General features: G+C 52.7%; 15 protein-coding genes. 1 reads left to right on the forward strand and 14 read right to left on the reverse strand.

Features of this window, described 5'->3' with window-relative positions:
- Positions 1-20 precede the first annotated feature (20 nt).
- The 14 genes from LDN84_RS16840 to pilM all read right to left on the reverse strand — a co-directional run bounded on the left by LDN84_RS16840 (position 21) and on the right by pilM (position 17,514).
- Positions 21-4,766 carry a glutamate synthase-related protein gene (locus LDN84_RS16840; RefSeq protein WP_223904584.1) on the reverse strand — a complete coding sequence of 1,582 codons (4,746 nt, stop codon included), beginning with the start codon at positions 4,764-4,766 and terminating at the stop codon, positions 21-23.
- A 181-nt stretch (positions 4,767-4,947) separates the two neighbouring features.
- Positions 4,948-5,646, reverse strand: a complete 699-nt coding sequence (locus tag LDN84_RS16845; RefSeq protein WP_223904585.1) for an REP-associated tyrosine transposase — start codon at positions 5,644-5,646, stop codon at positions 4,948-4,950.
- Positions 5,647-5,674: 28 nt separating this feature from the next.
- On the reverse strand, positions 5,675-6,142 hold the full coding sequence (locus LDN84_RS16850; RefSeq protein ID WP_223904586.1) for an outer membrane lipoprotein: 468 nt from the start codon (positions 6,140-6,142) through the stop codon (positions 5,675-5,677).
- Positions 6,143-6,166: 24 nt separating this feature from the next.
- Positions 6,167-7,132 carry a class I SAM-dependent methyltransferase gene (locus tag LDN84_RS16855; protein ID WP_223904587.1) on the reverse strand — a complete coding sequence of 322 codons (966 nt, stop codon included), beginning with the start codon at positions 7,130-7,132 and terminating at the stop codon, positions 6,167-6,169.
- The gene (locus tag LDN84_RS16860) at positions 7,113-7,724 is read right to left on the reverse strand and encodes a DUF1415 domain-containing protein (protein ID WP_223904588.1); all 612 of its coding nucleotides are present in this window, start codon (positions 7,722-7,724) and stop codon (positions 7,113-7,115) included. Before LDN84_RS16860 ends, LDN84_RS16855 begins: the two co-directional genes overlap by 20 nt.
- Positions 7,721-8,905, reverse strand: coding sequence for a deoxyguanosinetriphosphate triphosphohydrolase (locus LDN84_RS16865; RefSeq protein WP_223904589.1), 1,185 nt, complete (start codon positions 8,903-8,905; stop codon positions 7,721-7,723). Before LDN84_RS16865 ends, LDN84_RS16860 begins: the two co-directional genes overlap by 4 nt.
- A gap of 48 nt (positions 8,906-8,953) precedes the next feature.
- Positions 8,954-10,078, reverse strand: coding sequence for a 3-dehydroquinate synthase (gene aroB, locus LDN84_RS16870; RefSeq protein ID WP_223904590.1), 1,125 nt, complete (start codon positions 10,076-10,078; stop codon positions 8,954-8,956).
- A 59-nt stretch (positions 10,079-10,137) separates the two neighbouring features.
- On the reverse strand, positions 10,138-10,668 hold the full coding sequence (locus LDN84_RS16875) for a shikimate kinase (RefSeq protein ID WP_223904591.1): 531 nt from the start codon (positions 10,666-10,668) through the stop codon (positions 10,138-10,140).
- A 3-nt stretch (positions 10,669-10,671) separates the two neighbouring features.
- Positions 10,672-12,438 carry an Ig-like domain-containing protein gene (locus LDN84_RS16880; protein WP_223904592.1) on the reverse strand — a complete coding sequence of 589 codons (1,767 nt, stop codon included), beginning with the start codon at positions 12,436-12,438 and terminating at the stop codon, positions 10,672-10,674.
- Between the two features lie 35 nt (positions 12,439-12,473).
- Positions 12,474-14,570 (reverse strand): type IV pilus secretin PilQ, encoded by a 2,097-nt coding sequence (locus tag LDN84_RS16885; RefSeq protein ID WP_223913077.1) that lies wholly within the window; start codon positions 14,568-14,570, stop codon positions 12,474-12,476.
- A 29-nt stretch (positions 14,571-14,599) separates the two neighbouring features.
- A complete protein-coding gene (locus LDN84_RS16890) occupies positions 14,600-15,145 on the reverse strand; it encodes a pilus assembly protein PilP (protein WP_223904593.1) in 546 nt (181 codons plus the stop codon).
- Entirely contained in the window at positions 15,142-15,813 is a 672-nt protein-coding gene (gene pilO / locus LDN84_RS16895) for a type IV pilus inner membrane component PilO (RefSeq protein ID WP_223904594.1), read from the reverse strand. Before pilO ends, LDN84_RS16890 begins: the two co-directional genes overlap by 4 nt.
- Positions 15,814-15,823: 10 nt before the next feature.
- A complete protein-coding gene (locus LDN84_RS16900; RefSeq protein WP_223904595.1) occupies positions 15,824-16,438 on the reverse strand; it encodes a PilN domain-containing protein in 615 nt (204 codons plus the stop codon).
- Positions 16,435-17,514 carry a pilus assembly protein PilM gene (gene pilM, locus LDN84_RS16905; protein WP_223904596.1) on the reverse strand — a complete coding sequence of 360 codons (1,080 nt, stop codon included), beginning with the start codon at positions 17,512-17,514 and terminating at the stop codon, positions 16,435-16,437. The genes LDN84_RS16900 and pilM overlap by 4 nt, the downstream gene beginning before the upstream one ends.
- Positions 17,515-17,851: 337 nt before the next feature.
- On the opposite strand from pilM, the gene LDN84_RS16910 reads away from it, so the two are divergent.
- The gene (locus tag LDN84_RS16910; protein ID WP_223904597.1) at positions 17,852-20,176 is read left to right on the forward strand and encodes a penicillin-binding protein 1A; all 2,325 of its coding nucleotides are present in this window, start codon (positions 17,852-17,854) and stop codon (positions 20,174-20,176) included.
- Positions 20,177-20,178 lie beyond the last annotated feature (2 nt).

The raw sequence follows: 20,178 nt of genomic DNA on the forward strand, positions 1-20,178 counted from the left end.
TGTTCGTTGCCTGTGATGCTTTATTTAGCTGCCACGATTTTTTTGACAGCTTCTTTTTTTGTAGCTGCCTGCGCCCTATCTGCCTGCGCTAGAGCCCCTTTTTTAGCATGGATTTCGCCTAAGGCACGTTTGTATTCATTGGGGAATACTTTGACAAACTTGGCCCGTGAGGTGTCCCAGTTATCCAACAGTTCGCGGGCGCGACGGCTGCCGGTCCAGCGGTTGTGATCTTCCAACAACTTCTTCAGTTGAGCCTCGTCGCTCAAGCCACGGTGCCATAGACTTTCGTTGATGGCCTCTTTCTGCTCGGCCGTCGTCAGCACTTTCTCCAAAGACACCATGGCCGTGTTGCAACGTTTGGCAAACTTGCCATCTTCGTCATAGACATAGGCCACACCACCACTCATACCGGCGGCAAAGTTGCGCCCGGTGGCACCCAGCACCGCCACCGTGCCGCCTGTCATGTATTCACAACCGTGGTCACCGGTGCCTTCAACCACGGCCGTCGCACCCGACAGACGCACCGCAAAACGTTCACCGGCCACGCCGCTGAAGAAGGCTTCACCACTGGTGGCACCAAACATCACGGTATTGCCGACGATGGTATTTTTGATGGCATCGCCGCGGAAGTCGATGCTGGGACGCACCACGACGCGGCCACCGCTGAGCCCCTTGCCGGTGTAGTCATTGGCATCACCAATCAGGTACAGGGTAACCCCACGGCAGAGGAATGCACCAAACGACTGGCCACCGGTGCCTTCGAGCTGGATGCGAATGGTGTCGTCCGGCAAGCCTTCAGGGTGCACTTGCGTGACCGCCCCCGAAAGCATGGCCCCGACCGAGCGGTTGACGTTGCGCGCCACCTCGATGAACTGCACGCGCTCACCCTTGTCAATGGCCGGGCGGCTTTTGGCGATCAACACGTTGTCGAGTGCCTTTTCCAGCCCGTGGTCTTGCTCTTCGGTCTGGAAACGCGGTACCTCTGCGCCCACGTTGGGCTGGGCAAACAAGCGGCTGAAGTCCAGGCCCTGGGCTTTCCAGTGGCTCAGACCGGCACGCATGTCGAGCAGGTCGGCGCGGCCAATCAGGTCGTCAAACTTGCGGATGCCGAGCTGCGCCATGATCTGGCGGGCTTCTTCAGCAATGAAGAAGAAGTAGTTCACCACATGCTCGGGCTTGCCGGAGAACTTCTTGCGCAGTTCAGGGTCTTGCGTGGCCACACCGACCGGGCAGGTGTTGAGGTGGCATTTGCGCATCATGATGCAGCCTTCCACCACCAGCGGGGCGGTGGCAAAACCGAATTCGTCCGCCCCCAGCAGGGCACCAATCACCACGTCACGGCCGGTTTTCATCTGACCATCGGTCTGCACCCGGATACGGCTGCGCAGGCGGTTGAGCACCAGGGTCTGCTGGGTTTCGGCCAGGCCGATTTCCCACGGGCTGCCAGCATGCTTGATGGAGGACCAGGGTGAGGCTCCAGTGCCGCCGTCGTGGCCAGCAATCACCACATGGTCGGCCTTGCACTTGGCGACACCTGCGGCAATCGTGCCAACGCCCATTTCAGACACCAGCTTGACGCTGATGCTGGACTTGGGTGACACGTTTTTCAGGTCGTGAATCAGTTGCGCCAAGTCTTCAATGGAGTAGATGTCATGGTGCGGCGGGGGTGAAATCAGGCCGACACCAGGCACCGAGTAACGCAGTTTGCCGATGTAGTCAGACACCTTGGCCCCTGGCAACTGACCGCCCTCCCCCGGCTTGGCCCCTTGCGCCATCTTGATCTGAATCTGGTCTGCACTGCCCAGGTATTCGGCGGTGACACCAAAGCGGCCAGAGGCCACTTGCTTGATGCGCGAACGCATCGAGTCACCGTCTTGCAAGGGGTAATCGACTTCAAACAGGTCTTTGCCCAACAGGTCAGACATGGTCTGACCCTGCTTGATCGGGATGCCTTTGAGTTCGTTGCGGTAACGCAGCGGGTCTTCACCGCCCTCACCGGTATTGCTCTTGCCGCCGATGCGGTTCATGGCCACAGCTAAAGTGGCGTGCGCCTCGGTGGAGATCGAGCCCAGCGACATGGCCCCGGTGGCGAAGCGTTTGACGATTTCCTTGGCGGATTCGACCTCATCAATCGGGATCGCTTTACTCGGGTCAATCTTGAACTCGAACAAGCCACGCAGGGTCAAGTGGCGCTTGTTCTGGTCGTTGATGATCTGGGCGTATTCCTTGTAGGTGTTCCAGTTGTTGGCGCGGGTGCTGTGCTGCAGTTTGGCAATCGCATCCGGTGTCCACATGTGTTCTTCACCACGGGCACGCCAGGCGTATTCACCACCGGCGTCCAGGCGGTTGGCCAGCACCGGGTCGGCCCCAAACGCGGCTTTGTGCATGCGCAGGGCTTCTTCGGCAATCTCAAACACGCCAATACCTTCCACCTTGCTGGGTGTGCCGGTGAAATATTTCCCAATGGTGTCGCTGGACAGGCCAATGGCTTCAAACAGCTGAGCACCACAGTAGCTCATGTAGGTGGACACGCCCATTTTGGACATGATCTTGGACAGGCCTTTGCCGACCGCCTTGACGTAGTTGTAAATGGCTTTGTCGGCACTCAGGTCGCCCGGCAGATCTTTGCAGATGCTGGCCAGGGTTTCCATCGCCAGGTAGGGGTGAACAGCCTCTGCACCGTATCCGGCCAGCACACCAAAGTGGTGAACTTCGCGGGCCGAGCCGGTTTCCACCACCAAACCGGCGGTGGTACGCAGGCCTTCACGCACCAGATGCTGGTGAATGGCCGACAAGGCCAGCAAAGCTGGAATGGCCACCTGGGTGGCACTGATGCCACGGTCACTGATGATCAGAATGTTGTGGCCAATCTTGATGGCATCGACCGCTTCGGCGCACAAAGAGGCGAGTTTGGCCTCCACCCCTTCGCGGCCCCAGGCCAGCGGGTAGGTGATGTCCAGCGTGTAGCTACGGAACTTGCCATTGGTGTGTTTGGCAATGTCGCGCAGCTTGGCCATGTCGGCGAAGTTGAGCACCGGCTGGCTGACTTCCAGACGCATCGGCGGGTTGACCTGGTTGATGTCAAGCAGGTTGGGTTTGGGGCCCACAAAGGACACAAGGCTCATCACAATGGCTTCACGGATCGGGTCGATCGGCGGGTTGGTCACCTGGGCGAACAACTGTTTGAAGTAGTTGTAGAGTGGCTTGTTTTTGTCGCTCAAGACCGCCAGCGGACTGTCGTTGCCCATCGAGCCAATGGCTTCTTCGCCGTTGGCGGCCATGGGGGCCAGCAAAAACTTCAGGTCTTCCTGGGTGAAGCCAAAGGCTTGCTGGCGATCCAGCAACGTACCTTCAGACTCGGAGGCGCTGGCGGGCTCACCCCCACCACGCACATCGTCCAGACGGATACGCAGGTTCTCAATCCACTGTTTGTAGGGTTTGGCGTTGGCCAGACCGGCCTTGAGCTCGTCGTCATCGACCATACGACCTTGCTCCAGGTCGATCATGAACATCTTGCCGGGTTGCAGACGCCATTTGCGTACGATCTTGCTCTCGGGGAAGGGCAAGACACCGGACTCGGAGGCCATCACCACCAGGTCATCATCGGTGATGCAGTAGCGTGAGGGGCGCAGGCCGTTGCGGTCCAGCGTGGCACCAATCTGGCGGCCATCGGTGAACACGATGCTGGCCGGGCCGTCCCAGGGCTCCAGCATGGCGGCGTGGTATTCATAGAAGGCGCGGCGGCGCTCGTCCATGGTGGTGTGCTGCTCCCAGGGTTCGGGAATCATCATCATCACCGCCTGGCTGATCGGGTAACCGGCCATGGTGAGCAACTCAAGGCAGTTGTCAAAAGTGGCGGTGTCGGACTGGGTGGGGAAGCTGATGGGGTAGAGCTTTTGCAAGTCTGCGCCCAGCACTGGTGAACTCATCACGCCTTCACGGGCTTTCATCCAGTTGTAGTTGCCCTTGACGGTGTTGATTTCACCGTTGTGCGCCACATAGCGGTAGGGGTGAGCCAGCGGCCACTCCGGGAAGGTGTTGGTGGAGAAACGCTGGTGCACCAGGCCCAGTGCGGAAACGCAGCGCGGGTCTTTCAGATCCAGGTAATAGGTACCGACCTGATCGGCCAGCAGCAAGCCTTTGTAGATCACCGTGCGGCTGGACATGCTGGGCACGTAATACTCTTTGCTGTGCTTGAGCTTCAAGGCCTGAATGTGGGCGCTGGCGGTTTTGCGGATCACGTAGAGCTTGCGTTCCAGTGCGTCTTGCACGATCACGTCATTGCCACGGCCGATAAAAATCTGGCGCAGGATCGGTTCTTTTTTGCGCACGTTGGGCGACATCGGCATGTCGCGGTCTACCGGCACATCACGCCAACCCAGCAGCACCTGGCCTTCGGCTTTGACGGCACGCTCCAGCTCTTGTTCACAAGCCTGGCGTGAAGCGCTTTCCTTGGGCAAAAACACCATGCCCACACCGTATTCGCCTGGGGGTGGCAGGGTCACCCCTTGCGAAGCCATTTCCTCACGGTACAAGGCATCTGGCAACTGAATCAGGATACCGGCACCATCACCCATGAGCTTGTCTGCCCCGACCGCACCCCGGTGGTCCAGGTTTTCAAGAATCTTGAGCGCATTTTTGACGATGTCATGCGACTTGACACCCTTGATATGGGCCACAAAACCCACCCCGCATGCATCATGCTCTTGAGATGCTGAATACAAACCATGATCCTGGAGATGCTTGATCTCGGCTGCCGTCGTCATACACGCGCTCCTAAAAAAATATCGAATATCTGAACTTTACCGCATTGCAGCATCTATGCCAAATAAAATAATTGGGGTCAGATTCCAATTATTTCTCAAATAACAATTAATGAAATAAATTAGGGACACATCAAATTTAATAGCTATTGATGCTTTATTTACAAGCACTAGAGGCTTATTTTTATCTTGATTTACGGACGGATAATGGTCTACCAGCGACACTTTTTGTGATGCGGCGTTCTGTTCTTTTTTGTAAATCAGCCACAAAATCTGGCTCGCCAAGTGCCCAACCGCTCAAAGTGGCTTGCGTCAAAGCACTTTGCTGCACCGAGCTGATGCCTGCTTGCACCAATTCGGCGTAGGCCGCTTCACGGGCAAACGGGGTGTTGCCCAGCTCCCAATATAGGGCATGGGGCGTGATCAGGCGATCGGTCCGCAAGCCCAGGTAATGCCCGTGACTCGACCAGGGATAGTCTTGTGCTTGAAGCACCAAGCCTGCACGTACCGGATTCAGATCGATATAAGCCATGCAGGCAAGTAAATATCGCTCGGCCTGGATCAGCGTGGATTTGTAGCGACCTTCCCACAAGGTGCCGGTGCGTTTTTGGGCTGAATTGAAATACCGGACATAACTGCGCCCCACCGCCTGCATCATTTTGGGCAAACCATCTGCGGTGCGCGGCGTGGCCAGCACATGGAAATGGTTGCTCATCAACACATAAGCGTGCACCGCCACGTCCCACTTTTTGGCTTGCTCTTGCAGCAAGTCGAGCAGCATCCGGTAATCTGCTGTCGTGACAAAAATCGCCTGGCGATTATTGCCACGCTGAATCACATGATGGGGGTAATCCGGCAGCGTTAGGCGAGGTAAGCGCGCCATGAATCAGAAAAACAGAAATTCAAGCCCATCACTTGGGCGCTTTGGCGATCCGCACCTTGCCACCAGTGGTGATCAGGATCACGGCATCCCCTGGCACCAGAACTTGCTCGCCCTTGGCCTGCACCACAGCGCGGCGCTCTCCACCTTTGAGTTGCACCAGAACTTCAACAGCATCTTCCCGTGTGGAAAAACGCTCAATCGCATTACCCGCGGCAGCACCTGCCACCCCTACGAGCAAACCAATGGCATTACTTTCGGCATTGGAGCCACCACGGGTCGCACCTGCCACTGCACCGGTGACCCCACCCACAACAGCACCTATGCCACTTTGACTGCCATCTACCACCACATTACGGACCGTCAGCACCACGCCGTCTTCCACTTGCGACATGCGCTGGGCATCACCGCGCTGAATCACATCCGGGCTGCTGCTGGCACAGGCTGCCAAAGTCAGCGCGAATGCGATGGAAATACCAAGAGATAAAAATTTTTGCATACACACTCCTTTAAAAATGATCGATTACGGTGCAGATTTGTCGACATGCCCTGCACCGTGCGCATGGTCAGACATGGGTAAATGAGCTTCTGCGGCATTGTCCGGCAGATGTGTAAAGCGGGTATGAAGCAACTCTTTTAAACCAAATTCTTCCAACAAAGCACGCAAGCGTTGCGCCGCAGAGCGTTTTTTCTGCCCGGTGTAACGCGCCAGAATCAGCTCGTTTTTCATACTGTGCTCCCAGCCGACCAGCTCGGTCACCGTGACTTGGTAGCCACAAGCTTCCAGGTACAGGCAACGCAGCACGTTGGTGATCTGGCTACCGAGTTCGCGGGTGTGCAAGGGATGACGCCACAATTCCGAGAGCGGCGTTCGCTGGAGCGACAAGACTTTGTGCTGATTCAGCACCCGCGCCACTTCGGCTTGACAACAGGGCACCAGCACCATAAAACGCGCGCGTTTTTGCAAGCCAAAGGCGATGGCATCGTCGGTGGCGGTGTCACAGGCATGTAAGGCGGTGACCACATCCATGCGTTCCGGCAATTGCCCGGATTGGGCCGATTGCGCCACCGTCAGATTCAGGAACGACATGCGGGCAAAACCCAGCTGTTTGGCCAGTGCCGTAGATTTTTCGACCAGCTCAGGCCGGGTTTCGATGCCGTAAATGTGCCCGGTGCTGCGCTGTTTGAAAAACAAGTCGTACAAAATAAAACCCAGGTAGGACTTGCCTGCACCGTGGTCAGCCAGTGTCAGTCCACCGACTGCGGAGCCAGCCTCAGACAGCTCCAGCAGCAATTTTTCAATGAACTGGTAAAGGTGGTAGACCTGTTTGAGTTTGCGGCGTGAATCCTGGTTCAGCTTGCCGTCACGGGTCAGGATATGCAGCTCTTTGAGCAATTCCAGCGATTGCCCTGGGCGAATCTCTGGGGGCAACTCGTTGGCTGTGGATGCCGCGCCCTGGCGAGGGGGGTTAGTTCTTTGGTTTTTCATGCGCGGATGATGCCATGTTGGGTTCGGCCAAAGAGGCGGCGGTCACAGTGGCCCCTACACCAAGCGCTTGCCAACCTTGTACACCCAGGCGCTCCATGGTTTGTATGTTGACTTCAAAAATGGATTCCGGGTTGGGAAATGCCGCCACGGCGCGGTCGATGCTGTCTTCACGCAACAAATGCAACGTTGGGTAAGGTGAGCGGTTGGTGAAGTTGGTGACATCGTCAGGCAAGGTAGCAGCAAACTGGTAGTGCGGGTGCAGAGAAGCAATTTGCAACACACCATCGAGCTCCAGATCTTCCAGCACCTGATCGGCCTCGGCCAAAAAATCATTGAAATCCAGAAAATCCTCAAGACACCTCGGCGCTATTAATAACGTAGTATCCCGCACTTTTGCATCAAGGGCTACAAGGTCTTTCAGCTCTTGAATCAAGTCTTCCCGGAAGGCACTTGCATGGGTGGCCTGGCTGACCGCGTAATGCACCTGACCCTTGACATGCACACTTTTGGCAAACGGGCACAGGTTCAGGCCAATCACAGCACGCTCCAGCCAGGCCACGGTGTCTTGCACCACTTGTTCATCAGGGGTCATAGGTTGGCTTCTTTCAACAAGGTTTGGCCGGTCAGCCGCTGGTGTTCGCGAAGGGCAAAACGGTCGGTCATGCCGGCAATGTAATCGGCCACGGTGCGCGCCAGGGCGTTGGCCGGGTCAAGGGGGTGAGTTTTTTGGAGGCGCCACTGATAGCGCTCTGGCATTTCCTGAGGACGAGCCAGATAGACTGTAAACAGGTCACGCACTACTTGCCTAGCTTGATTGGTGGTGTGGATCACTTGCGGATGCCGGTACAACTGCTGCAACAAAAAAGCCTTGAGTTGCTTGGATTGCGCCCGCATGCTGGGGCCGAACTGCACCAATGCTGGCAACACACGCACTGCGCTGACATCTGCGGGCTGAGCCTCGTCCAAAGCTGCTTGGGTGGCGGCAATCACGTCATACACCTGGGCGCTGAGCATGCGTCGGATCGATTCATACAACAAACGCCGACCGTGCGCGGGCTCTTGCAGCTGCGGGTAGTCGACCAATGTTTGCTGGCGAAACTGGTCAAACAAAGACACCGCCTGCAACTGGGTCAGGCTGATCAGGCCCGAGCGCACGCCATCGTCAATGTCATGCGCGTTGTAGGCAATTTCATCGGCCAGATTACACAGTTGAGCCTCAAGACTGGGCTGGGTGTGGGTCAAAAACCGTTGAGCCACACCGTGCGGCTCAATGGCTTCCAGCGCTTGTGCATTGGCCTGCGAACAGTGTTTGAGAATACCTTCACGGGTCTCAAACGTGAGGTTCAGACCGTCAAACGCAGGGTAACGTTCTTCCAGCTGATCCACCACACGCAGGCTTTGCAGGTTGTGCTCAAAACCACCAGAATCGCGCATACATTCGTTCAAGGCATCCTGACCCGCATGGCCAAAGGGCGTGTGGCCCAGGTCATGTGCCAGCGCAATAGCTTCTACCAAATCCTCATTAAGCTGCAGAGAGCGGGCGATGGAGCGGCCGAGTTGCGCCACCTCCAACGAATGGGTCATACGGGTGCGAAACAGGTCACCTTCATGGTTCAGAAATACCTGGGTTTTGTAGACCAGTCGCCTGAATGCCGTGCTGTGCACAATGCGGTCGCGGTCGCGCTGGTATTCGGTGCGGGTCGGTGCTGGCGTTTGCGGATAGCGCCGCCCTCGCGTCTGGCCCGGATCGCAGGCGTAAGATGCCAAACTCATTTTTATATGCAAAAAAGGCTGTAGCGCTTGTGGTTATTGCGCAAACAGCTATATTTTCAAGAGCTTTTCAGTGCAACATAAATCAATCACCTGGCGCACCATGGCCTCTGGTGCGCTGCGCACAATGGCGCGGCCAGGACCGTCGATCAGCACAAACTTGATATCGCCCGCCTCGGATTTTTTGTCCACCTGCATCAACTCCAGATAACGCCCCGCATTGTCATCAGCGCTTAATACCGGTCCTTTGACAGGTAAACCGGCTTTGGCAATCAGCCCGGTTAAACGCGCCACAAACAGTGCATCCACCAGCCCAAGGCGCAAGGACAAGTGTGCCGCCATCACCATGCCACAGCCTACACCCTCACCATGCAACCATTCGCCATAACCCAAACCAGCTTCAATGGCATGGCCAAAAGTATGGCCAAAATTCAAAATGGCACGCAGTCCAGACTCGCGCTCATCCTGCCCAACCACCCAGGCCTTGATCTCACAACTGCGCTTGACCACATGGGCCAATGCCACCGGGTCACGGGCCATGACTTGATCAATATGTGCCTCCAGCCAAGCCAGCAAGTCCATGTCGGCAATGGGGCCGTATTTGATGACCTCTGCCAAACCCGCACTGAGCTCCCGATCCGGCAGGGTTTTGAGCGTATCCAGATCACACACCACCTTGAGCGGTTGGTAAAACGCACCAATCATGTTCTTGCCCAACGGATGGTTGATGGCAGTTTTGCCACCCACAGAAGAGTCCACCTGCGCCAGCAAGGTCGTCGGTACCTGTACAAAGGGCACCCCACGCATGTAGCTGGCGGCGGCAAACCCGGTCATGTCACCGATAACACCACCACCCAATGCAAACAGCGTGGTTTTGCGATCACAGCGATGTTGCAGCAAAGCATCAAAAATCAGATTCAGGCTCTGCCAAGTCTTGAATTCCTCGCCATCAGGCAGCACCACGGTATGAATCTGCGCATATTTGCCACTCAAGGCTTTTTGCAACTGCATCGCATACAACGGCCCTACTGTGGTGTTGGTCACAATCAAGGCGCTCTGTGCTTTTGGCAGCTCAGCGTAACTAAGGGGGCTGTCGAACAGTGAGCCGCGAATGGCAATGTGATAGCTGCGACTACCCAGGTCGATGTTGACGGTTTGGAGGTCTGAAGAGTTCATCCCTCAAGTTTAGAGGCATTGCCAACATTTGCGAACCACGTTTTAAACGGATCAGTGGCTCAAACGTTGTTCGCCAATTCCAGTTGCATGATGATCGTATTAACCAGTGTGGATACCGATGGCCTGCCTGTATCAATGCTGAAGTGCGCGGTTTCACGGTACAGCGGAGCACGCTGTACATACAAATCACGCAAGCGCTGCAAGGGGTCAGCCACTTGCAGCAACGGGCGGTTCTTGTCGTGCCGTAAGCGTCGAAAAAGTTCATCCGGCATGGAATTCAGGTACACCACTTGAGTACGCTCGCGCAAATGCAAGCGATTGTTGGGCCGAAGCACCACGCCGCCTCCGGTGGACAACACCCCTTCGGGTAACTGGGTGAGCTCATCAATCACCGCTTCTTCCATATCGCGAAAGTGGTCTTCTCCTTCACGCTCAAAATACTCACGGATCGAGCAGCCCAAGCGCTGCTCGATCACATGGTCAGAGTCCAGAAAAGGCAGTTGCAGCCGCCTGGCTAATTGACGGCCGACTGTGGATTTACCTGAGCCTGGGAGGCCTATGAGAGAGATCAGATTTACTATCAACTCCACCTACTAATTTGGTGAACGGCAAGAGCCCATCCCAAATGGTGGCGTTAAAAAAGAACCATTGATAACATCTGTCTGCAAAACACCAGTCACAAATGATCGGGATGCATCCCCTTCGGAGCCTGCCACACTGGTCGTCGCACGAAGCGTGTAGGCAAGCCAACCACCCATATTTTGAGGATAACTAATTTGAAGCAATAGCTGCCCATTCGCATCGGTTCTATTGCCACTTACGTAAGACACAACAATTTCGGCTTTCCGCGGCTGAATCGTGCCATCACCATTGATATCTTCTCCCGTATCCAGAGATCCGTTGCGGTTCCAATCCTCATTGATACACCATATTAATTCACCTAGAATTTGCGGTTTAACGGTCAAGTCTTGAACAACCGGTATATAAGTCGATGATTGAAGTGAATTAAGAGCATTGCTTGGAGCGGATGGTGGTAAAAAGTCCAAGTAATAATCACGAATAGTAGGTACTGTAAGCCCGATGTTATAAGGCGACGACCAAGCTGAACCTTTTCCGTAATGCGTGATATCGACACTTGCAGAAATTACTGCGTCTTTAACAGCTACTCCTGCAGAATCATTCACCTGAATTAAGAATTTTTTAATGTACGCGATACCTCCCAACCCTTTCTCCATAGTGTTATCTGTCCCAACACTGATAGCCAAAGGCGGACCAGCAACAGTTAGATTTGCGTCGACATGAGCAGGACAATCGGTTGTAGATGTGAAGTTAAATTGGCTATAGCAGACCCGCACCACAACACCATTGGTTGGACTGCTACGTGTTCCTGCAATGTAATCTGCTTCTGCCAGACCGCTAGCATCGGTGTAAATGGTGCTAGTTCCCGTGGAAATGGTTTCACCATTGCCAAGCCGGGGATCAACAAAGTCAAAACGCACACGCATGTATTGAATACCCGTATTACTAGCCGTCAAAAATTTCGCACTTAATCTAGACCGATTCACTACCTCACCAGCGATATTTGGTGCAATTGATGTCGGATTCGGCGTCAATGATGCCGAGCTAGGGGAACCGCTTGCATTCGGCACTGCACCGGCATTAGCAATTACTTTAATGGGTTGCGAAGAAGTGACATTAAGAGCACTAGCTGTTACAAAGTAATCGCCAACGGTGGCTGGAGCAGAAAATTTGACCACCTTACTACCAGATAAACCTGTATTCACCATTCCTGCAACCCCTGCGTCACCGCCTAAACTGACGTCCACATTTGGTATTACAACATTGGCACTGTCGAATACCGACACATTGAGATCAACCGATGCACTTGGACCAGGTGTAGCATTAGTAGACGTAACTGAAATTCGACTGCCAGTTACCATTACAGATGCCAATTTCGGATTTCCAATACCGTTTACGGAGATCGTTGCAGTGATAGTTCGATTACTTTTATCTGATCCAATCGAGATATTACCTGTCACCTGCCCAGTTATATCTGAGGTAGAGGTAACTGGGGTGTAAAACCCTGAATCAACTGCAACTTTAACTGGTACACCAGACAATACGTTGTTTGACGAATCTAATACAGTCACGGTTAACAAGGCTTTATCACTACCTCCGTTGTTGATGGAGGGTTTATCAAGTGCAAAAACAAAACTTGACGCAACTGGGGTAGAAGTAGCAGGGGTACCTGTCCCCCCCGATGAGCCCCCTATCTGACTCCCCGCACTCCCTCCTCCACCACCACAAGCCGCCAACCCCAGCACCATTCCCAAAACTGCCAAATATTTCTTGAAATTCATTCTTGCATTCCCTTACAAATCGATTGATTTAAAAACTACTGTGCAGCTTTGTCAGCCACTACCTTGGGCGTGATGAACACCAGCATCTCAGTTTTGTTGGACACTTTGGATCTGCTCTTGAACAGGTTACCTACACCCGGCAAATCACCCAACAGCGGAACTTTGGTTTCGCTGTTGGTTTCAGTCATTTCAAAAATACCACCAATCACGACGGTACCACCGTTCTCTACCAGTACCTGAGTTTGGATGTGTTTGGTATTGATGGCAAAACCAGCTGCGGTGGACTGGCCCACAGTGTCTTTGTTCACATCCAAGGCCAGAATAATATTACCTTCAGGCGTGATTTGGGGGGTAACCTCCAGCTTCAAATTGGCTTTTCTAAAAGCAATGGCAGTCGCGCCACTGGATGAGGCTATTTGATAGGGCAATTCCGTCCCCTGTTCAATCAATGCCTTGATTTGGTCAGCAGTGACAACACGTGGGCTAGAAACCACTTTACCTTTACCGTCAGCTTCCAACGCAGACAGCTCCAAATTGAGGAAACGATTGGCCGCTGAGCTGAAGATGGACAAAGCAAAGGTAGCTGGCGTGTACCCGTTTTGCCCAATGGCAGGCAAATTAACAAAATTGCTGGTTAAGTCTACCGTTCCACCTGCACCGCTACTGGCCACTGCATTCGAATAACTGCTGCCAAACGCGATTCGGTTGCCATTTCCAAGTGAATATCCACCATCACCCCCTTGCTGTGCCCGTAAATCAGATCCACCAAGCTTAACCCCCAGTGATTTGCCAAAGGTGTCAGATGCTTCCACAATGCGCGCTTCAATCAGCACCTGGCGAGCCGGAATGTCCAGTTTGGCAATCAGCTGCTGCACCTGCTCCAACTTACTCGGAATATCGGTCACAAACAGCTGATTGGTTCGTGCCTCTGCAATCACGCTGCCACGAGGACTCAGCAGTCGAGCATTACCCGTCGCTGCGCCTGTAGAACTGGATGTCAGTTGTACAGCCACTTCCGTGGCTTTGGTGTAATTCATCTGGAAAGACTGAGTACGTACAGGCTCCAGACCTTGCAAAGCTGCAGCAGATTCCAAATCAAGCTTTTCTTTGGCGTTGATTTCATCCTTGGGCGCAATCCATAACACGTTCCCCGTTTTACGCATGCCTAATCCCTTGGATTGCATGATGATGTCCAGCGCTTGATCCCAAGGCACATCTTGCAGGCGTAAGGTGACGGTACCAACCACTGAATCGGATGTAATCACGTTGAAATTAGTGAAATCGGCAATCACCTGTAGCAGTGAACGGATCTCAATGCTTTGAAAATTTAACGACAATTTTTGTCCGTTATAGCCCACCCCTTGGGTAAGCTTGTCGGCATCAACCTTGATCGGTTTGATTTCCACCACAAACTGCTCATCACTTTGATAAGCGCTGTGAATCCAATCCCCCTGCGGTTCAATGACCATACGTACGCGATCACCCACCTGAAAAGTACTGACTGTTTTAACGGGAGTGCCAAAGTCAGCCACATCCAGACGACGACGCAGTCCTTCTGGCAAAGTGGTTTTCATGAACTCCACCACCAATGTTTTACCCTGTTGGCGAATATCTACGCCGACTTGATTGTTTGGCAGGGACACAATCACGCGACCAGATGCGGCATCACCACGTCGGAAGTCCAGATCGCGCAGAGGCAAGGTGTCTCTACTTTGTGGCGGAGCAAACACTTGCACGGCAGATGCTGGAGCAGCACCAGTGACAGACTCCAGCATCACCAAAATGGATTTACCTTGAATTTGTGTCTTGTAAGCGGTGGACTGCTTTAAATTTAAAACTACACGGGTTCGGTTTCCCGCTTGCACCACACTGACAGATTTGAGGTTTCCTTGATTGACTTCAATATTAGAGCGCCCCATGGCACTGACTACATCCGGAAAATCCAGCGCAATTCTGGCTGGAGACTGGATCGAAAATCCGGCAGGTTCTGCTTTTAGCGCCTCACTGAGGTCAATACGAACCACCTCAGAGCCACCCTGCAAGGTTCCTGTGACCGACTCGATGGCGACCTGGGCCTGAGCAGTCGCAACGGTAAATAACAGACACAATGACAAACCGATATGCTTTAGCATAGGCCAACCCAACTTATTTTTGCTCATTTTCATTTTGACCTCTCTTGCAACTGCAGGCTTGCAGTGCGTTCAATCCATTCTCCGGCAGCATCTTGTACCACCTCGCGCAAAGTAATTTCTGTTTCTGAAATTTTCATCACGCGTCCAAAGTTTTGTCCCAGGTGATCGCCTGTATGTACTTGGTATAGCAATTTACCTACGGTAACCAATGCCATAGGTTTACCCGCTTGGACCATACCGCCCACAAGAACCATAGTATCCAGAGGATATTCCTCAAGAGGTTCCTTGCGTCGTGCCAACTCGGGCGCAATCAAAGCTTCATTGGACTGTGCTCGACTGGAATCCTTTTTAAACGCCTGCGCTAGTTTTTGGTTACTGAACGGCTCCAACTCAGCCACCATGGCATAGGATTCCGGCTTGAACTGCTTGGGCTCGGAGATCGGTTTGATGTGGGGTCTAGTCTGTGCTTTCTGCTCATCCATCCATTGTTTCAACTCAGAATCTGTCGCAGAACCACAACCGGCCAATATGAATACAACACACGATATACCGGAAAACCAAGTTGACTTGATCATTTCTTAGCCCCTTTACCTGCAGCTTTGCGTTGGGCGCTGATTTCTTCTAAGTCAAGATAACGAAATGTTTTGGCTGTGGCATCCATGACCAATGTGCCATCTTTTAAAGGGACAATGCTCATATTATTCAGAGTCACAATTCGTGACAGGTTTGCCACATCAGCTGCGAAGTTACCCATATCGTGGTAACGACCGTTCACACGCAATGCGATGGACAATTCGGCGTAATAATCTTTCACCACAACCTGCCCAGGTCGAAACAAGTCGAACTGCAAACTACGGCCCAAGCCAGCCTGATTGACATCTGACAAGAGTGCATCCATTTCAGCTTTGCTGGGTAGTTGCTTCTCAAGTTGGGTCACAAATTGCTGAACTTGCTCACGCTGTTTTTTCAAGGTATCAAGGTTAATCGCCTTGCCAAGTTTGAGCCTGTACTCATCGCGCAAAGTGAGCTCTTTTTCTTGCTCAGTGGTCAAAATCGTCTGGTTGTCACTCAACCAAAGAAACCACAGCACAACCAAACAAAATACAGCTACTGCAAGAAAAACCACGTACCTTGGCAGCGCCGGCCAATTCGAAGGGTCTTTGGGGTCAAGATTGCGAAATTGCCCAGCAAGCTCTTCCAGACGCTCTTTCAGATGGAGTTCAAATTTAAGTGAGGTTGCCATGCTGCTACCTTTACTTGGCCTGCGATGCAGTGAGCGAGGCTGGCTTGTTGGCCTTCTCCACCTCACTAGCTCGCACCAGATTGACCCGAATGTTGAAATTGGCGACTCGACGAACATCCCTCGGTGCAAGCGTAACGTTGCCAGCCACAATCTCAATCAACTCTGGACGAGTGAACCACGGAGAATTGCCGCTCAAATTGCGCAGTAACTCTGAAACACGCTCATTGGATTGAGCAACTCCTTGCAATTGCACGTTTTGCCCGTCCTGACGCATGCTATTGATGTAAACCCCTTCGGGTAGCTGCTTAACCAATTCACTCAACAAATGAACCGGCAAATTGCGGTCTGCCTGCAAATCCTCGACGGCCTGTTGTCTGGCGCGCAGCGCTGTGATTTCAGACTCAAGACCCGCAATGTCCTTGATTTGAATGTCAAATTTCTGGATTTCTGTTTGCAAAATCTGGTTTTTATCTTGTTGAGCTGATATTTGCGCCTGAAACCATAGAAACACCAAGCCAGCCAACAAACCACCAACCAAGGCCGACAAACCCAAGCCTGTATTAAAAAGATCTTTACGTTTTTTACGGGCAATTTCCCGGTGCGGCAGGAGGTTAATCAGAATCACTGCAAGAACCTCCGCAGAGCCAGACCACATGAAGTCAAGTATGAAGGTGCCTCACGAGCCAACTTGTTACGCCGCACCCCCTCGACAATTTCCATCCCCTCAAAAGGATTGGCAACAGAACACGGGAAAGTGGTTTGCAGAGAAACTGCCTCTGTCAAACCAGGCAAACCAGCAGAACCACCGGCAAGCAGCACTTTGTCAACTTTATTGTGTGTGGTGCTGGTAAAGAAGAATTGCAACGCACGAGCAATTTCCTGCACCAAACTCTCCAAAAATGGTTTGAGTACTGCACTGTCGTAGTCTTCTGGCAGCTCGCCACTGCGTTTTTTGTTTTCAGCCTCTTCTTGAGAAAATCCGTATTGACGAACAATCATTTGCGTCAATTGGGCTCCACCAAAAGCCTGATCGCGGTCATACAACACTTCGTCGTTACGTATTACTTGCATGCTGGTGGTTAAAGCGCCTACTTCAAACAAGGCCACCGTGCTATCTACACCCTGATTTGGCATCTGACTAATCAAACGACCCGCGGCCAGTCGGCTGGCATATGACTCGACATCAACAATCACTGGTTTTAACCCCGCGGCCTCAGCCAAACCTTGAATATCTTGTACTTTCTCTCGCCTGGAGGCTGCGATTAACACCTCCACATCACTTGATGCATTGGCACTGGGCCCAACAATACAAAAGTCAAGACTGACTTCATCTAACGGAAAGGGGATGTATTGATTAGCCTCCGACTCCACTTGAAGCTCAAGTTCTTGATCTGACAAACCGCCAGGCAACACGATTTTTTTTGTAATAACCGCAGAAGGAGGCAAAGCCATGGCCACATTTTTGGTTTTTGTGCCACTTTTCACAACCACTCGGCGTACGGCATCAGCCACCTCATCGAATTTCTCCACATTGCCATCATTGATCCAACCTCGCTCCAACGGCACGATAGCGCAGTTTTTCAGAATCAACTGACCATTCTTATCCTGATCAAGCTCGACCAACTTCACGCTGGATGAACTGATGTCCAAACCCAGCATGGGTGCCGGTTGACGGCTGAATAGTGACCCCAATGAAAACAATACGATCCCCTCAACTTAACAGACGTAGCCGCCCGACACTTAATACTTTACTTCAATACTATCCACAAGAATGTTGTCACGCAAAGATATTTCAGACATTGACTTTCATTTGGAAGAGCACGAGACAGACAAATTTTCCACTTCAAGTCAATATGTCAAGCGCATCTATCACATGCAAGCCGCGTCAGTGTCAAAAGTGAGAATACTAACCTGTCCCGCAAGGTAATTTCGATTTTTATAATGCTGACGAATCATCTTCAGGTTTTTTATGCCCGCCAAGACTCCTCCCGCTTCATCTGAAGCACCCAAGTCCCCGACTCATCACGCCAAAACCTCCATGCATTGGGCCTTAAAGAGTGTGCTTTGGTGCATGGGCCTGATCGCGGCAGCCCTGCTTTCCGTTTTGTTGCTTGTTGCTGTTGCCATGGCTGTGGCTTTCCCAAACCTGCCTGATGTCTCGGATCTGTCTGACTATCGCCCCAAACTGCCTTTACGGATTTACTCGGCTGAAGGAGCTTTATTGGGTGAATTTGGCGAGGAACGACGCAGATTCACCCACATCCAGGACATTCCGAAAGTGATGAAAGATGCTGTGCTAGCCATTGAGGATGCCCGTTTTTACGAACACGGTGGCGTGGACTACAAAGGTCTGGTACGTGCGGCAATGGCCAATCTGGGACGCATCAAAAGTCAGGGTGCATCCACCATCACCATGCAAGTGGCTCGAAATGTTTACCTGTCCTCTGAAAAAACCTATACCCGCAAGATTTATGAAATTTTGCTGACCTTCAAACTGGAACACACGTTGACCAAAGATCAAATTCTTGAGGTTTACATGAACCAGATTTTCCTTGGCAACCGGGCCTATGGTTTTGCCGCCGCGTCTGAAGCCTATTTTGGTAAGCCACTCCAAAATGTCACCGTAGCAGAAGCTGCCATGCTGGCTGGACTGCCCAAGGCACCGTCCGCCTACAACCCCATCAACAATCCTAAACGAGCCAAATCGCGCCAACTCTACATCATTGAACGGATGCTGGAAAATGGCTTTATCAGCGTCGATCAGGCAGATACAGCCAAGCGCGAAGTTCTCAAAGTCAAATCCAATTCAGACAATGCCAGCGTTCACGCCGAATATGTGGCTGAAACCGTTCGGCAATTGATGTTTAACCAATACGGTGAAGCCACCTACACCCGGGGACTCAACGTCTACACCACTTTGCGTGCAGAAGATCAAGCCGCAGCCTATAACGCACTGCGTCGTGGCATCATGAATTACGAGCGCCGACAGGTCTACCGGGGGCCCGAAAAATTCATCAGTCTGCCTGGCACCCCCGCAGAAATTGAAGATGTCATCGACGAAGCTCTGCAAGAACACCCGGACAATGGTGATGTGATGTCTGCCGTGGTGTTGGAGGCGAACCCGAAAAAAATTCAGGCCATGCGACCCAACAGCGAAATGATTGAAATCACAGGAGACGGCCTGAAACCCGCGCAATCCGGTTTATCTGATAAAGCTGCGGCGAACATCAAAATCCGTCGCGGTGCCATCATCCGCGTGGTCCAAACGCCCAAACAAACCTGGGAAATCACCCAATTGCCTGAAGTTGAGGGTGCTTTTGTAGCCATGGACCCGCGTAACGGTGCGATCAAAGCCCTGGTGGGTGGGTTTGACTTTGCCAAAAACAAATTCAACCATGTCACACAGGCTTGGCGTCAACCTGGCTCTGGCTTCAAGCCTTTCATTTACTCAGCGTCTCTTGAACATGGTCTGACACCTGCCACGATGATCAACGATGCACCACTTTTTTTCAGCGCCGGCGTGACAGGCGGCCAAGCTTGGGAACCAAAAAATTACGATGGCAAATTTGAAGGCCCCATGACGATGCGCCGTGGTCTGGCCAAATCCAAAAATATGATCTCTATTCGAATCCTGCAAATGGTCGGTGCCCAAAACGCCCAGGAATGGGTGACCCGCTTTGGTTTTGATGCAGACAAACACCCAGCTTACCTGACCATGGCCCTGGGCGCGGGCTCGGTCACACCCATGCAAATGGCTACGGCTTATTCAGTGTTTGCAAATGGTGGCTATCGCGTGAATCCTTGGCTGGTGTCCAAGGTCACCGACCAGAACGGCAAAATACTGGCAGAAACACCCGCACCTGTTATTGATGAGTCATTACGCGTGATTGATGCACGCAATGCTTTTGTGATGGACAGCCTACTGCAAGAAGTCACTCGCTCAGGCACCGCCGCCTCAGCACAAGCCAAACTCAAACGGCCCGATCTTTATGGCAAAACAGGCACCACCAATGACTCCATGGACGCTTGGTTCTCTGGCTTCCAACCCAGCCTGGCAGCTATTACATGGATCGGCTACGACACGCCCAGAAAACTTGGTGACCGCGAAACCGGAGGTGGACTAAGCTTGCCCGTGTGGATTGATTTCATGACCCATGCACTCAAGGCTGTCCCGGTCATGGAATATGACGTACCCGAAGGCGTGGTCAATTCAGGCGGTGAGTGGTTTTACAGAGAATATGCTGGCGGCGCTGGCGTAGCCAGCTTGGGCATGAGTGACAGCACCGAGGGTGCTGCACCACAGGTCACTCCACTGCCTGCAGCTGACGAGAAAAAGAAAATTCTGGATCTCTTCAAAAATTGAAG

The organism is Rhodoferax lithotrophicus, from assembly GCF_019973615.1.
Taxonomy (GTDB): domain Bacteria; phylum Pseudomonadota; class Gammaproteobacteria; order Burkholderiales; family Burkholderiaceae_C; genus Rhodoferax; species Rhodoferax lithotrophicus.